The sequence below is a fragment of the Anaerotruncus sp. AF02-27 genome (assembly GCF_003465835.1).
In the GTDB taxonomy this organism is placed as follows: Bacteria; Bacillota; Clostridia; order Oscillospirales; family Ruminococcaceae; genus Anaerotruncus; species Anaerotruncus rubiinfantis.
The window spans coordinates 1-15,028 of record NZ_QSBX01000043.1; the positions used below are offsets into that span (position 1 = coordinate 1).

14 protein-coding genes and 2 pseudogenes are annotated in these 15,028 nt (G+C 50.0%); all 16 read right to left on the minus strand.

Features of this window, described 5'->3' with window-relative positions; all coding sequences use genetic code 11:
• Nucleotides 1-1,067, minus strand: a 1,067-nt coding sequence (locus DWV16_RS17870; protein WP_243007365.1) for a CHC2 zinc finger domain-containing protein, incomplete at its 3' end; no start/stop codon positions are given.
• A gap of 6 nt (nt 1,068-1,073) precedes the next feature.
• Nucleotides 1,074-1,352 (minus strand): immunoglobulin, encoded by a 279-nt coding sequence (locus DWV16_RS17875; RefSeq protein WP_118480787.1) that lies wholly within the window; start codon nt 1,350-1,352, stop codon nt 1,074-1,076.
• Nucleotides 1,349-3,448 carry a type IA DNA topoisomerase gene (locus tag DWV16_RS17880; RefSeq protein ID WP_118480789.1) on the minus strand — a complete coding sequence of 700 codons (2,100 nt, stop codon included), beginning with the start codon at nt 3,446-3,448 and terminating at the stop codon, nt 1,349-1,351. The genes DWV16_RS17875 and DWV16_RS17880 overlap by 4 nt, the downstream gene beginning before the upstream one ends.
• Nucleotides 3,429-4,121, minus strand: coding sequence for a hypothetical protein (locus DWV16_RS17885; RefSeq protein WP_003526248.1), 693 nt, complete (start codon nt 4,119-4,121; stop codon nt 3,429-3,431). Before DWV16_RS17885 ends, DWV16_RS17880 begins: the two co-directional genes overlap by 20 nt.
• A complete protein-coding gene (locus DWV16_RS17890; protein WP_118480791.1) occupies nt 4,118-4,312 on the minus strand; it encodes a hypothetical protein in 195 nt (64 codons plus the stop codon). Before DWV16_RS17890 ends, DWV16_RS17885 begins: the two co-directional genes overlap by 4 nt.
• On the minus strand, nt 4,309-5,073 hold the full coding sequence (locus DWV16_RS17895; protein ID WP_118480793.1) for a DUF4366 domain-containing protein: 765 nt from the start codon (nt 5,071-5,073) through the stop codon (nt 4,309-4,311). Before DWV16_RS17895 ends, DWV16_RS17890 begins: the two co-directional genes overlap by 4 nt.
• Entirely contained in the window at nt 5,063-5,314 is a 252-nt protein-coding gene (locus DWV16_RS17900) for a DUF4315 family protein (protein ID WP_006777886.1), read from the minus strand. Before DWV16_RS17900 ends, DWV16_RS17895 begins: the two co-directional genes overlap by 11 nt.
• A gap of 29 nt (nt 5,315-5,343) precedes the next feature.
• Nucleotides 5,344-7,080 carry a CHAP domain-containing protein gene (locus DWV16_RS17905; protein WP_118480795.1) on the minus strand — a complete coding sequence of 579 codons (1,737 nt, stop codon included), beginning with the start codon at nt 7,078-7,080 and terminating at the stop codon, nt 5,344-5,346.
• Entirely contained in the window at nt 7,073-7,456 is a 384-nt protein-coding gene (locus DWV16_RS17910) for a DUF3851 domain-containing protein (protein WP_007045772.1), read from the minus strand. Before DWV16_RS17910 ends, DWV16_RS17905 begins: the two co-directional genes overlap by 8 nt.
• The gene (locus tag DWV16_RS17915; protein ID WP_118480797.1) at nt 7,453-9,855 is read right to left on the minus strand and encodes a VirB4-like conjugal transfer ATPase, CD1110 family; all 2,403 of its coding nucleotides are present in this window, start codon (nt 9,853-9,855) and stop codon (nt 7,453-7,455) included. The genes DWV16_RS17910 and DWV16_RS17915 overlap by 4 nt, the downstream gene beginning before the upstream one ends.
• On the minus strand, nt 9,812-10,267 hold the full coding sequence (locus tag DWV16_RS17920; RefSeq protein ID WP_009272665.1) for a PrgI family protein: 456 nt from the start codon (nt 10,265-10,267) through the stop codon (nt 9,812-9,814). Before DWV16_RS17920 ends, DWV16_RS17915 begins: the two co-directional genes overlap by 44 nt.
• Before the next feature lie 20 nt (nt 10,268-10,287).
• Complete coding sequence (locus DWV16_RS17925; RefSeq protein WP_118480799.1) at nt 10,288-11,157, minus strand: VirB6/TrbL-like conjugal transfer protein, CD1112 family; 870 nt, start codon at nt 11,155-11,157, stop codon at nt 10,288-10,290.
• A gap of 69 nt (nt 11,158-11,226) precedes the next feature.
• A pseudogene (locus DWV16_RS17930) lies at nt 11,227-11,328 on the minus strand (Maff2 family mobile element protein); the annotation flags it as partial.
• A 149-nt stretch (nt 11,329-11,477) separates the two neighbouring features.
• A complete protein-coding gene (gene ltrA / locus DWV16_RS17935) occupies nt 11,478-13,364 on the minus strand; it encodes a group II intron reverse transcriptase/maturase (RefSeq protein ID WP_118480801.1) in 1,887 nt (628 codons plus the stop codon).
• 706 nt (nt 13,365-14,070) lie between these two features.
• A pseudogene (locus DWV16_RS17940) lies at nt 14,071-14,199 on the minus strand (Maff2 family mobile element protein); the annotation flags it as partial.
• 220 nt (nt 14,200-14,419) lie between these two features.
• On the minus strand, nt 14,420-15,028 hold a 609-nt coding region (locus tag DWV16_RS17945), incomplete at its 5' end, for a type IV secretory system conjugative DNA transfer family protein (RefSeq protein WP_118480805.1).

Sequence of the window (15,028 nt, forward strand, 5' to 3'; positions counted from 1 at the left end):
AGAGCCTCCATGAATGCCTCATAATTTGGCACATTGCCGGAAAGGGAGGAAGCAAGCTCAGGCAAAGGTTTCCCGTCGGTCTGGCTCACATCAAAGACCTTGACCGGACGAAACATGGGGATCTCGATTTCTTTTTCCTCTGTGACGATCTTTCCGTCTTTATCCAAAATCGGAGCCTTGGTATCCGGGTCCAGCTTCTGCTCCTCGATTTTCTTCTTATACGGTGTGGGGGCGATGATGGTAATGCCATGCTCGCCCTTTTTTACATGACGCTCAAACTGGTCTTTCCATTTATTGTATCCGGCTACCAATGTAGCGTCCGGCTTCTGCATATAGATGAGCATGGTGTTGTTTACCGAATAGCGGTGGAAGCGGGACATGACGGACAGATAGCGCATATACTTTTCACTCTCAAACAGTTCTTTGATGCCCTGCTCGATGCCATCTGTGATTTCCCTTAGCCGCTCTCGGTTGGTGGGTTTGTTCTCAGCCATGATTTTCAATCTCCTTTCCAAGTGTGTGATTTCTGCTGTGTGTTCTGCAATCCATGCCTTTTGTTCTTCTTCACTTTCATAAAGAAAAAGGTCCAGCAGGTACTCTACATAGGTTTTCTTCTGGATTGCTTCCACAAAGCGGGGGTGCGGTTCTTCCTCCGGTGTCCTGGGAGAACGGTCGGCTTCCCATTTTTTCAACAGATAATAGTAATCGGACAGTACGCGATAACACCGCTGCCGGTCCTCCCGAAACTGTTGTGCCTCGGTTTTCTGCCGGACATACCTCCTTCGGGGAGGGGCCTGACTGTCATAGATCAGGCCAAAGTCCTGTGCCAGTTTCTCCGCCGCTTCTTTTGGGGAGAGGTCAAAGAGCTTTGCGTTAAAGTCGATCACATCCCCATCTGCACCGCAGCCAAAGCAGTGGAACCGCTGGTCTACCTTCATGCTGGGGTTCTTATCATCGTGAAAGGGACAGCAGGCCATGCCAGTTCGACTGACTTTTATCCCGTAAAACTCTGCCGCTTCTCTGGTGCTGACCGACTGCTTGACTGCTTCAAATACATTCTCTGCCATGTGCCTTTAACTGCCGGCCTTTCTCACAGGGGGCTGGTATCCGGCAGCTTTCGCACGCTCACTGGCAGCTTTGCGGCGTTCTGCGCTGTATGGCTCCCTGACTGATACACACCGCTTGGGGACGGTAAAGTTATGGGCATCCTTTCGGGTGATCTGGTCGGGGTGCTTTTTTGCCAGCAGTTCCAGCTTCTCCATCAGACGGGGATCGTGGGTGTAGACCTCAGCCATTGGTTCTGCCTGGTTATAGAGGAAAATGGTTTCCCGTTCCACTAAAGAGAGCTTCATCGGCTGCCTCCTTTCCGCTGGTCAAATTCCAGCTTAAAGTTGGCGTACTGTCCATCGTCCTCCAAAACCACAGCGGCATCGTAGGTCTTGCCAGTTTTCTCAGAATATAGGCCCGTTACACGGACACGGCCATCGTTAAGCAGTGCAGACACCACAGCCTTGGTCGGCTGTTTTTTCTTGGCAGCCCACCATTTGTTGTTTTTCCAGATTGCAAATTTGCAAGAATCATTCTGACAGAAGAAGCCTTTTTGCAGTTCTGCAACTTCACCGCCGCAGCGAGGACATTTGCCCACCACCTCACAGGGCGGAATGAACAGGTACTCAGTTCCCTTGATGACCTGATAAGTCCCCACCAGATCTTTCAGCATGGTGCTGATCCCGTCCAGAAACTCCTCTGGGGCAAGCTGCCCGCGCTCGATCTCGCCCAGACGGTACTCCCACTCGGCAGTCAAAAGCGGAGATTGTAGCTGTTCCGGCAAGACTGTGATAAGGGAAACTGCATCGTGGGAAGGGAGAAGCTGCACCGTTTTCCTGCTCTTTTTTCGTTCCAGAAAACCGGCAGATACCAGCTTTTCCAAAATACCGGCACGGGTGGCCGGTGTACCCAGACCTTTTCGCTCGGCATCCTCCGGCATATCCTCTTTTCCAGCAGTCTCCATCGCGGACAATAGGGTGTCCTCCGTAAAGTGCTGAGGCGGACTGCTTTTGCCTTCTTTGACGATTGCCGCAGAAACCGAAAGGGTCTGTCCTTCGGTCAGCTCCGGCAGGGCTTTCTCTACGCCCTCTTTTTTCGGCTCTGTATCCTTCATTTTGGCACGATAAGCGTCCTCCAGTGCTTTCCATCCGGGGTGCTTCACCGTTTTTCCTTTTGTGGTAAACTCCCCACCGGCACACGCTGCAATCACAACGGTTTCCGAATAGATATGGGGCTGGGCTACGGCGCACAGCAGACGCAGGGCCACCAGCTCCAGCACCGCTTTTTCTCCCGCAGGAAGGGCAGAAAGGTCTGCATCCTTGAGATTTCTGGTAGGGATTACTGCGTGGTGGTCGGTTACTTTCTTGTCGTTGATGACCGTCTGCGGATCACAGGTAATGGCGATCCCTTTGCGAAATGGCATAGCATTGGCAACCAGATTCACCAGCACCGGCAGGCTGTCTGCCATATCACCGGTCAGATAGCGGCTGTCAGTACGGGGATAGGTGCAAAGCTTCTTTTCATACAGGTTTTGCAGATAGTCCAGGGTCTGCTGGGCTGTAAATCCAAGCAGGCGGTTGGCATCTCTTTGCAGAGTAGTCAGGTCATAGAGGGCAGGCGGCTTTTCGGATTTTTCCTTGCACTCCACTTTTTTGATTGTGACAGCTGCACCCTGACAGGCTTCTTTCAGCTGCTCTGCGCTTGCTCGGTCACTCATGCGCTCCCCGGATACGGTAAGACCGGGCAGCTCCAGCGCCACGGTATAAAAGGGAACCTGCTTAAAGGTGTCGATCTCAGCTTCTCGCTGAACAATCAGTGCCAGCGTTGGGGACATCACGCGCCCGATGTTGAGGGTGCGGTGGTACAGCACGGAAAAAAGCCTTGTGGCATTGATCCCCACCAGCCAGTCGGCCTTGGCACGGCAGAGAGCAGCATCCCGAAGTCCATCATAATCTACACCTGGGCGCAGGTTTGCAAAGCCCTCCCTTATGGCGGAGTCCTCCATCGAAGAAATCCAGAGCCTTTTCATCGGCTTTTGGCAGCCTGCCAGCTCATAGACGCTGCGGAAGATCAGCTCGCCCTCGCGTCCGGCATCACAGGCATTTACTACCTCCGTCACATCCGGGGCGTTCATCAGCTTTTTGAGAATATCAAACTGCTTTTTCTTGTCCTTTCCCACCACCATCTGCCAATGCTCCGGCAGGATAGGCAGGTCATCATATCGCCACTTGGCATACTTGGAGTCATAGCTGTCTGCATCCGCAAGACCGGCCAGGTGGCCCACGCACCAGCTGACACGCCAGCCGTTACCCTCCAGATACCCATCCTTACGAGCAGTTGCACCGATTACCGTAGCCAGACTTTGTGCAACCGATGGTTTTTCAGCAATCACTAAATTCATAATCTTCAGCCTCCCATTCTTCCCGCACAGGCGTGTGCAGTTTTTTCTCTATGCTGTTTTCCTCATCCAGTAGCAGGTTATAACCAAACCGGTAGTCATAGCGGTACAGTTTCCCCAGCAGGTCATTGATGATGATACGGCAAGCCAAAATGACACGGGTTTTATCCACCTGCATCAGCTGGTAGCGTTGATAATTGCTGTAATATTCTTCGTGACGGCGGGTATTGCAGGCGGCATCTTCAAGTAAACTATCTACTGCATCCTGACAACCATCTTCTTTTTCCCCTTCCATGCAGTTCAGAAGTTCCATCATCAAAGGAAAGCTCTGTTCATCCATAGGAGCTTCTGCTGCAAGAAAACCGATCAGAGCGGATAAGAGCAGATGAGCCGCCGTCTGTTCTTGTTCCGTCAAAACGGCCATTGTTTTCTCCGCATTTGGCAGGATCTTTTCTTCCACAAAATCTGCCGCGTCACCGGAATAAAGCTGACGGATAGAATCTATGGACAATGAAACTGTCATGGTATCTAAGGAGAAATCAAAGGGGTCATCTTGCTTTGGCTTTCTCCAAAGTTTGTTTAACATGGTAGAAAGAATGTCGCCGCCAAAATACACAGCAATCACAAGCAGGTCAAAAACAGCAATCAGCTTGATAAATATAATCAGAACACTCATTTTTTTCGTTTCCTTTCTTTGAGCCAGCGTTCCATCTCACGATGGCAGATACCTACGCAGGGACTTCCATAACTCCCGCAACCATAGCAGGGGTGGTTGTGGGATAAAGAAGGAGGACGGGAAGTTTCCCTCCCGCCCTCCGGCCTGCGTGTCATCATGCGTTCATAGGGACTGTCTGTGAAACGGGTCATTTCACGCTGTCCTCGTCATCTTCTTCTGTGCTGCCCCCGTCAGCATCCGTTTCTTCCGACTCCTCATCCTCGGTTTCCCATTCCTCGGAATCTTCCTCGCCATAATCATAATCGTCTAGACTGTCATTGCCCTTGGTCTTAGGCTTGTTCTTAACGAGCTTCAAGTAGGCAAATACGCCACCACCTCCCAGCAGAGCCAGCAAAAGGACTATCGCAGCCGGGTTCAATCCGGCAGGCTTCTCTTTTTCCGGCTCCGATGTTTCTGCCGGAGGTTCCGGTACTTTGCCCGTACATTTACTCTTATCAGTTGCACAGACCGGACAAGCCGTATTGACTGCCCCTGCTTCACATTTTGTCGTGCAGCTACACACAGCAGACGACTCCTCTTTAGCATTTCCATCTTCCATCAGTGCCATCAAATCCGCTTCATCCACCTGATTCAGAAAGTGAACAGCAGTCTTTTTATCCTCATTCGCCCTGTCAATCAGGATGTAAAAGTAATTTCCAGCTTTGGTCGTAACAGTAATAAGCTGCTTGTTGCCTCCAAAATCATCCACCAGTGCCGCATTCCCCTCCGGTGTAAGTGCCGGTGCCGGTTCTGTTTCTTCCACAATCACGTTGCTATCATTGGTAGAATCCTCTGCCGGTGCCGCCGGAGCCTGTTCTGACCCCTGTGCAAAAGCAGGGATCGTAAAGCCAAATGCCACAACCATTGTCAGGCAAAAGGCGGAAAGTGTTCGGAGTAATCGTTTATTCCTCATAGCTGTTTTCCTCCTGTTCGTTATTGTCATCAGCCAAACTGCCGGGAACTGTGCCACCGGACAGCATGGCGCTCAACTGGGTCGGGGTCATACGCAGGGCGCGCACCATCTGGACGATCTCTAGATTTTCTGCCTCGGTTTTCTGTGCTTCCAGCGCCTTGAGCTTTTCCTGATACTCTGCGATCTTCTCGCGGACCTTTGTAATCTCCTGGTCAATGCGCTCAATTTTGTTCTTTGCCATCGTCTATCACTCCTTCTTAAAAATCTCTGTTACCAGTTCATCAGGCCGTAGCCCTTAATGCTTTGATAATTCAGGTCATAACTTTTGATCTTGCAGGCATCGCCGGAATTTCCCTCCACGGTATAAACACGGCTGCCATCCGTACCGATCACGATACCTACATGGTCTGCTGTCCCATCCAAATCCCAGTCAAAGAAAATGGCATCACCGGGGGCGATGTTCTCATATCCTCGTGCGCCCCACTGTCCATGAGACTGGAACCACGGAACACCCTGCCACTCACAGCCTGCAAAGCGCGGCTCACTTTTTCCTGCCTGGTTATAGCACCAGGATACGAAGCAGGCGCACCATTCCACACGGGAGTCAAAGCCGTACCAGCTCCAGTAGGGATAACCTCCCACATTGCCCACCTGACGCTTGGCCAGTTCCACCAGCTGAGGATTGCCGGGGCGGGTACCGTTAATGAACTGCACACCGGGCAGATCTTCCGAGCCGCTGGTATCAGGGGAGCCGCCGCCAAACAACAGCGGCTTATTGCCCATGGTCTGCCGGTAAACCTGATACATTTTCATCTGCTCCGGGGTCAGAAGTTCCGACACCACAGCGGAAATGGGCTTGCTGGCGAGTTTCACATTCAAAATGTAATACTCATAGGGAACTTCTTCTGAGGTGGTCTCGCCGGTCTCCGGGTCGGTTGAGGTCTCCGTGCGGTAGCGAATCTCCACTTCCTCAGTAAGCGTCAGCTGATACTGTGCTGCAAACACACGCGCCAGCTCTGCCTGAGCGCTCTGCCGGGTGTAGCCTTGCAAGACGGCAGAGAGAAATGCCGCCAGTTCATGAGGGTCATGGCCGATCATACCAAGGTCATAGCGATACTCGTCATACCCTGGGTGACTGCTTTCAATGTTGTCGATTTCCTCCTGCAACTGGGCTTCTCTGGCTACATAATCTGCCTCCACCGCCAGCATTTCCGAGTCATCCGACGGATAGGTGGTGCCGGAGAGAACGGAACCGATGCTCTGCGCCATCATGGAGCAGGAGGACATGGTATTCATCAGCATACAGGTAATGAGGAACAAAACCCCTGCCATCAGGAAACCCTTCTTGTGGCGCATGACGAATGCCCCTGCCTGCTGTGCCTTTTCTTTTACCGTCCTTGCGGCTTTTCCTGTTTTGGATGCAGCCTGGGCAGTATTTCCAGCAGTCTGACCGGCATGTTTGGCGGCGGCATACTGCTTTTTGATGGCCTGCTTTTGCTGCCAGCGGGAAAGAGGGTTGCTGGCAAACTGGGGATTTTCCTTCAAAGATTTCTGGTACAGAACATTTACATTTGTCTTTTCCAGTTGGCACTCTGCCTGTGCTGCTTTGCGGTACGGCTTCAGCTTGTGGCTGCGATAGCCCTCCCGCACCAGATAAGCGCCGGTCTCCACCGCTTCCTCGGACTTGTGGGCGCTTTCCACGCCCACATTGTCCTGCTCTGTTTCCCGGATCTCTTTGTGGAGCTTGCCTGCGACCAGATGGACGGGAGCTTCCCTGACTCCTTGAGAAACTTTGGAAGGTGGCTTTTTCTTGTCCTCAAAGGTCAGCTTCGAGGTCTTTTTTCCGGTATCCGGGTCAATGACCGTCTGCCTGACCTTTTTCTTTGGGATATTGGCCTGCGCCTTATCTGCTCTGGCCGCAGCTTTCTCCGCTTTACGGATCGGCTTTTCCAGTGCAGGGTCAGACCGTTCCTCATCAGTAAAGCGCAGGCGCGGCTCCTTATTCAAACCATTCTCCCAGCATGAGGGAGGACATCATGTAGTGCAGCTCTGCATAAATGGCCATTCCCACAGGATCGTTGAACATACAACCGGACAGGTAGGCGTAAAACTGTGCCACCACATCGGACAGGATTTTCGCTTCGGTTCCTTCCAGAACCAGACCACCCATACCTTCCTTGGCACGGATGGTGCTCCAGACCTCTGCCAGACGGAGCAGCCCCACCTGACCGGTCTCATTCAGTTCGGCTGCCTGATCTGCCGCCGTGCGGCACTCACTTACCGCATCGGCCATGACCGTAAGCAGCTGGCTGCGCTGGGCATTTACCGCCCTGTCAAAAAACATCAACGGGTTTTGATTCAAAATGTTGGGGTTCATCATCATTCATCCTCCTTCTTTTTCAGTTCCTGGGGTTTAGTGGTCATAATGCGGTACAGCTCGGTATTCTTCGGGAAGTGGTCCACGAAAGGCAGAATTGTGGAGCCATAGAACAGCAAGCCCTCGCCCTCACCGGAGTGGGTCACATAGCTAAGCTGGTGCGTGGAAATGCCCAGCTGCTTGGCGAGAATCTGTCGGTCTCCGCCTGCCTGGTTGAGCATATACACGAAGTCCGAGTTTTCAAAGATGTTCTCCACCTCACGGCTGGAAAGCAGATCTTTGACATTCTGCGTGATGCCGGTGGGGATGCCGCCCCATTTGCGGAATCGCTTCCAGATTTCCACCGTATAGGCGGCGGTCTGCTCCTCCTTCAAAAGCAGGTGCATCTCGTCGATGTAGTAGCGGGTAGACTTGTGGGCGGCACGGTTGATGGTAACGCGGTTCCACACCTGATCCTGTACCACCAGCATACCGATTTTCTTGAGCTGCTTGCCCAGTTCCTTGATGTCATAGCAGACAATCCGGTTATCAATGTCCACATTGCTCTGATGATTGAACACATTCAAAGAACCCGTTACATAGATTTCCAATGCCGTTGCAATGTACTGAGCTTCTTTTTCTTCCTGCTCCCGCAGCAAGTTATAAAGGTCCTCCAAAATCGGCATATTCTCCGGCTTTGGGTCATTGAGATATTCGTTGTAAACCAGCCGTACACAACGGTCAATAATGGTTTTCTGCACCGGCTGCAAGCCCTCCTTACCGCCCACGATCAGCTCACACAAGCTGAGGATAAAGTCAGACTTGAGTGACAGCGGGCTTTCATCATCCGAATAGTCCAGATTCAGATCCATCGGATTGATATAGTTGGTTGAAGTAGGTGAGATCTTGATGACCTGCCCATGCAGACGCTCAACAAGAGGTGCGTACTCCGCTTCCGGGTCACAGATAATAACATCATCACTGGTAAGCAAAAAGCAGTTGGCAATTTCTCGTTTTGCGCTGAAGGACTTACCGGAACCCGGCGTACCCAGAATCAGGCCGTTGGGGTTTTTCAGCAACTTTCTGTCCACCATGATGAGGTTGTTGGACAGAGCATTGATGCCGTAGTACAGAGCTTCTTTCCCGTTCTGGAACAGTTCCTGCGTAGTAAAGGGCACAAAGATAGCTGTGGAACTGGTGGTCAGTCCTCGCTGAATCTCAATCTGATTGAGTCCCAGAGGCAGACAGCTCATCAGCCCTTCTTCCTGCTGGAAGTCCAGCCTGGTCAGCTGACAGTTATACTTCTGGGCAATAGAGCCTGCCTGAAAGATGTTGTTGCCAAGCTGACGGGGATTGTCCGCTGTGTTCAGCACCAGAAAGGTCAAAAGGAACATTCTCTCGTTGCGGCTCTGCAAATCCTGCAAGAGTTTTTTCGCTTCACTGCCGTAGGTAGCAAGGTCAGATGGAATGATGTCCATGTCGTATCCGGCACGGACTGCTTTTTTCTGTTCCTCGATCTTGCTGCGGTCCAGGTCGGTAATCTTTCGCTTTACCGTTTTGATGGCTTTCACCTGATCCACCGACTGAATGTGCATACTCCCAAGGAGCGATCTTTCTATATCCAGAAAATCAGCCAGCAAACGGTCATTCAGTTCCGGTGCGAGAATCTGCAAAAAAGAAACAGCCCCGTATTTCTTGCCCATACGGAACTGCTTGCCGGTGCGAAACTCAAAGGAACTTGGTGCAATAAAATCCTTTGTGGACAGACCGGAAGGAGCCAGCCAGTCCCATTCAAACTGAAACGGGAGCTGTTCATCCATGTGGAATACCGCATGAAGCTGAGAAAGCCTTTCTTTACCGTCCAGCGTTCTGGCAGCTACACCAAGACGCTTGAAGTTGTTGAGTATATCGGTCTCAATACGCTCCAGACGGGGCTTGGCGGCTTTGATGCTGTCTGCGTCGATACCAAAGGTCAGGTATTTGGTCTTGATGAGACCGTTGTTACCTCTGGCCAGCTGATTTTGCAGCATTGTGGTATATTCCTCGCGGATACTGTCAAAGGCATCCCTCTGGGGCGGGATGGAAATGGAGTTAGCAAAGGTCTCCTCCGATGCCGCAAGGTTCAAAAAAGACAGCTGGAAATGAATCGAGCTGTCAAAATAATTGAGGAAATCACACCAACCCTCAAAGATTGCCGTCTTATCTTCGTTTTGGGAGAGCTGATAGTTGATGTCCTGAAACTGAATGGTCTTTGTGTAGTGGCTGTCCGATACGCGGCAGATTCCGTCCGGCCACATCCGTTCATAAGGGATACTGTCCTGCGCAGATTTTCCTTTTTTGTCCGTGCGGTTGGCGCGGACAATGGCCGCGTCGATCTGCTTCTTATCGGCGCGGGACAGCTTTTTCTTTGTCTTTACCGGCTGCACAGTTTTTTCCTCGGTTTTCCCGAACATCCGATGCAGCCATTTTTTTATTGCGGTGAACAATGTCATACACCTCCTTATCGAGCATTTCCTGCCGCTTTAATACGGCATAAAAGTTATTGGTCTGGTAGGGACGCTGCTTGGGACGGATCACAGCTACTTTGAGAATGTTGCCCACGATCTTTTCCAGGGGCTGTCCATGCTTTTCGTACATAGCCAGCATAAAGAAGGGCAGCATAACCAGCATCATACACATAGCCGCTACACTGTTTCCGGTAGGTTTTCTGAGCAAAAAGAAAAGCGGTACGCCAATAAGCGCTCCGCCCGTGAAGCAGATAAGCTGCCGCTTGGTCAGATTGAACATGACCTTTGTTTTGACTTTTGTTAAGTCCTTGGGTACGGGTACATAAGCCAATGTGGAAACCTCCTTCCGTTTTAGTGCGCCTGAAAGACTGATTTGGCGAGACTGCCGGTTTTGAACAGCGTAAAACATAGCAGTACGGTGTAGCCCACGCAGCTCCAGATTGCCATGATGATGTCATCTTCCAGAGCGATGTTCTGCACCAGCACAGCATAAATTGCCACGCAGACGATAATGAGAAACGCCTGAAAGCCCAGCGCCAGCAGGGATCGGAGGTAATTCTGTCCCATACCGCCCCATTCTTTGCCCATCATTGCAGCCATTGGAACGGGAGCCACCGAAGTCACAAGGTAGATCTCGATCATACGGCCATAAATAACGATAAAGATACAGATATACAACGCCCACATGGTAATGCCAATAAAGAGGGATTGGAACCACAGTCCGAACAGCGGTCCCAAATCCATTTCCATCAGCCTCGGTTCCAGATCGGTCATAACTGAGGAAATGTCAATGGACGCATCCGAATTGATAATCCCTGCCGCCTGCGCCACTACGCTCTGCGCCATATCAAAGACGCCCATCACGATATTCCATGTGTTTGTGACAATGAGGATGGCGGCAGCTGATTTGAACACCCACTTGAAAATCATCCAGGTATCCACATCATGCAGGTTGTTCTTGTCTGCAATCATCTGGATCAGGTCTACGGTCATCACGATAGCCAGAATCACACCTGCAATCGGCACCATGATGGAGTTGGACAGATTCTCAATCATGCTGAAAATACTGCCATTCCATCCCTGTGGGGTCTGGCCTACCTGTACGGATATATCCGCGACCTGCTGCTTTACACTGTCAAACATCCCCGAAAGGGTGCTCATAATACAGCCCACCAGCATTTCTTTCAGCCAATTTGTCAGGGCTTCAAGTAAGAAATCCATACGGTGTCAACCTCCTTTCCGCCGCCCCCGCAAAGCTGCGGGAGCGGCAAGGATTTCATACGGAGACGCTTAGACAGAGAAAAGCCCGGAGAGCAGAGGTACAAGGACCATGCCGACTACGGCTACACCAGCACCGGCCATGAGCTGCTTCATGCCCTGGCTCTTTGCACCAGATAGCGATAGGTAATCCTTTGATATAATCTCCGGATTTTCCCCCGCTCCACACCGTGCATGCAGCTTTCACCGCACACGGCGTTCCATCGAATTCAACCGCCAGGGCTTTTCATATACGATTTACACACTTCGTAACAGCATAATTATCAAAGAATGATTACAGGCATTTCTGCCATAGTTCGAAGTTTGTTAAGTTTTGCAAGTTTAGAATCATCTAATTGCAGTGGGTTTAGATATTCTCTGATTGTGCTTTCAGACGTTGCATGGATAATCACATGGACAGCTTTTGAGATTAATATCAGATTTTCATATGCATCCGTACCACCTTTGCTTGATGGCATTTTATGGTGACAGTGTATGTCATGCACTTCCATAGGAAGTCCAGTGACTGCACATTTACCATATTGAGCCGCAAATAGTGATATTCTGTTATCTGCATATTCAATCGACCTGCCTTTAACAGGATTACGCATCAGCCATAACATTGCGTCGGTATTGATAGCAAGATTCTTATGAATCAGTTCTCGTCCCTTGGCTGTGTATTTATTGATGACTTTCCTTTTGTTTTGGGCATTTTTCTGTGGAACGGCTCCCACTGGAACAATGGGACGTTCATGCAGAAACCTCAATTGCCTGCTTTTACCATACTTGTCTTTGATGAAACCATTTCTCAGAGCACCATTACGGGATACATCGCCTTTCAGCCTGTTTCTAAGCTGTTTGTTGATACCGAAGGCAAGCCTTCCAAAGTCTGCTGTTGTTTCTGTTGCAATGCAGTAGTATTCGTGTAATCCTGCGACTACAGAATTATATTTCTGCAACTGCATAAACTGAGCTGTGTCATCTGACGAATGAGCCAGAGTTTTCACTTCCTCTGTCAGCTTTTCATGAGCCTTTTTATATGCCTTGTCACACATATGTGACCTGACGACATATTTCTTTCCCTTTTTCCGCACTTTCAGTTTGAATCCGAGAAAATCAGAATACTGCCTTTTCAGATTGACTACCTTTGATTTGTCGGGGCTTATATCAAGACCTAAGCGGTCTTTTAACCACATTTCTGTGGCTTTATACGCTCTGACGGCTTCTGCATGTGTAGGGCAGAAGATTTTGAAATCATCGGCATATCGCACCGCATGCACTTCTTTCAGTCTGCTTCTGCGCAAAGCCCTGTAAGCATGGCTTTTGATAACTGTTCCCTGCTTATTGCTTCTTGTTGTAAAATCTGTTTTCGTTGGCATTTCTTCCCATTGGGAAGTAATCCACCAATCCAACTCGTTCAAAACAATGTTTGCAAGCAATGGCGACAGGATACCGCCTTGTGGAGTTCCCTTGATGGGGAAAGTTTTATCTCCATTTGGCAGAATAACAGATGCTTTCAGCATTTCCTTAATGATGCATAACAGTTTCTTATCTCTTATTCCCAATGCCCATATCTGCCTTATCAGTTTAGTATGATTGATGTTATCGAAAAATCCTTTAATATCAAGATCTACTACGTGATACATATGCTGTACCTGTATCAATCGCATACACTGAGCGATGGCATGTTCAGCGGATCTATTCGGACGGAATCCGTAAGAATTATCGCTGAATTTTGCCTCGCATATCGGCTCCATGACCTGTAAGATGCATTGCTGTACCACTCGGTCAACGATAGTTGGAATTCCCAGGGGTCTGGTCTTTCCATTGGGCTTTGGTATCTCCACACGCTTTACTGGGCGTGGGTGATAGCAACTGAATTGCTTTCTTATGAGACGGACATATTCTTCCTCGTTTAATTTAGCAAGGTCGTTAATTGTCCTTTTGTCCACACCTGCGGTATCACTTCCTGTATTCGTCTTTATAGTTCTATATGCCAGCTTGATATTCTCCTCACTCTCAATGACTTCCATGAGATGATTAAATATCTTGCCTTTCTTACTGTTCGCATACAGTCCGTCAAAAGTACTTACCATATCGTAATACTCAGAATTGCGGATTTTTCTCTGTTTAGATTTCTGTTCTTGCTGTTTCGAAGTCAACACAGGCATCCTCTCCCTTCGGTTTGGATTTTCTTTGTCATACTCGAAGCTGCGTTTATCGTATATTCATTTGTTTCGTTGAATTCGACTCGGGGCTATCCCTCCACGATGTTTAGCATCGCTTCACAGGTACTGTGCCCCTACTCTCACTGGGATTAAGTACGGTTGTACCGGTTTTGCCCGGCTTTCCCGTCCAACGACCTGCAACGGCTTGTTTCATACGTTCCCAGTTTTCCACGTTCCGGTATTCCTATCATTGATTACCTTTAGGTCCTTCCTCTAAGCCTGTGTCCAATCATGCATAATCATATCGCCTGTAACGATATATGGATGTTCATAACAACCATTCTTACTAATCCACGGACACGCCCATACAAGGGCTACTGCCTTTCGACAGTATCAACGTTTAGACTTGTACATTCGGAAGTTCGTCAGTACTTTCGTACATTCTGACCATGGGTAACCGACACCCGGCATATAGGTAGCACCATCCACCGCTGGATAGCTTTCGTATATGGTAGTTAGCCATATTTACGGCTACTCTCTGCCGACTTTACCGAGCTTCTGACACTTTGGCGGTTGCACGCTGATGCCAGTCGGAGTATCAGTGTGAGCGCTTCGGGGCGTTACTCCCTCATTTCACTCATCGGAATATCAGTTCTCCAAAGTTTCAGGCTTGAAAGCCCTTCGACTTTGTGCGTAAGCTTTTCACTTACGAACGTGTCACACGGTTGTCGTTGCCGTAACCTTCGAGCAGGTTGATAACGCCCCAGATACCGAGACCGGCACCGAGCGCGATAACGAGGGTCTGAAGAACGGTGATTGCCTGTTCAAAAAATGCCATATAGTTTGTTAGCCGGAATCTGATTAAAAAATAGGTTTGTCATGTTTCATAGGCATACAAAAGCCGGAACAATCTGCCGCCCGGTTTCCGGGGGCATGATTCCGGCTGTCCTCCTTTTTCATTATTTTTTTCTTGGGATTGTCCGCTTTGTACGCCAATGGCCCATAGAGGGCAGGTGCGGCGAATAGATAAGATCACTCCCTTCAAAAGCGGAACGAAGTTAAGCGCCCTCTGTGTCTACTTCATATACATCGCAGACCTCATTGGGCTTGAGTTTCAGCCTTGCGGACAGGAATGCTTCAATGTCAAAAGCGTTCTTATCATCCGCGTCGGCAGTGTACTGGAAATTGGGGTGCTTGGTAATGTCGTACTTGTCCGAAAGAAAAGGACGCACACCGCGCAGCTGGAGAATACACTTGCCGCCATCCATAACAGCAAGCTCATCCTGGCTCATCAGCTCTTTCCCCAACTTTTGATAGTTGAGAGAGTGGGAAGTTTCACGCCCACGGCTCTCTCCGGTGTTGTAGGTGTCGATGGTTTCCTTTCCCAGCACGGCAGCCAGCTCCTTGAGGGTGGTTGGCTCCTTACCGCCCAGGAAGATGGAAGTATCCATGTTGCCGATGATGGTATCTGCGTTATCCTTATAGATCGCCTTCAGCTGACTCTGTGCCTGCAACACCAGACAGGCGGAAATCTCACGGCTTCGGATGGTGGCAACCAGCTTTTCCAGCTTGGGGATCTGGCCGATGTTGGCGCACTCGTCAATGAGACAGCGCACATGGACCGGGAGCCTGCCGCCATACACATCGTCGGCTTTTTCGCAGAGCAG

What these genes read in the sequence shown, in the direction of transcription:
- DWV16_RS17875 (WP_118480787.1), bottom strand. Translation starts at nt 1,352, where the DNA reads ATGAAGCTCTCTTTAGTGGAACGGGAAACCATTTTCCTCTATAACCAG.
- DWV16_RS17880 (WP_118480789.1), bottom strand. Translation starts at nt 3,448, where the DNA reads ATGAATTTAGTGATTGCTGAAAAACCATCGGTTGCACAAAGTCTGGCT.
- DWV16_RS17885 (WP_003526248.1), bottom strand. Translation starts at nt 4,121, where the DNA reads ATGAGTGTTCTGATTATATTTATCAAGCTGATTGCTGTTTTTGACCTG.
- DWV16_RS17890 (WP_118480791.1), bottom strand. Translation starts at nt 4,312, where the DNA reads ATGACCCGTTTCACAGACAGTCCCTATGAACGCATGATGACACGCAGG.
- DWV16_RS17895 (WP_118480793.1), bottom strand. Translation starts at nt 5,073, where the DNA reads ATGAGGAATAAACGATTACTCCGAACACTTTCCGCCTTTTGCCTGACA.
- DWV16_RS17900 (WP_006777886.1), bottom strand. Translation starts at nt 5,314, where the DNA reads ATGGCAAAGAACAAAATTGAGCGCATTGACCAGGAGATTACAAAGGTC.
- DWV16_RS17910 (WP_007045772.1), bottom strand. Translation starts at nt 7,456, where the DNA reads ATGATGATGAACCCCAACATTTTGAATCAAAACCCGTTGATGTTTTTT.
- DWV16_RS17925 (WP_118480799.1), bottom strand. Translation starts at nt 11,157, where the DNA reads ATGGATTTCTTACTTGAAGCCCTGACAAATTGGCTGAAAGAAATGCTG.
- ltrA (WP_118480801.1), bottom strand. Translation starts at nt 13,364, where the DNA reads ATGCCTGTGTTGACTTCGAAACAGCAAGAACAGAAATCTAAACAGAGA.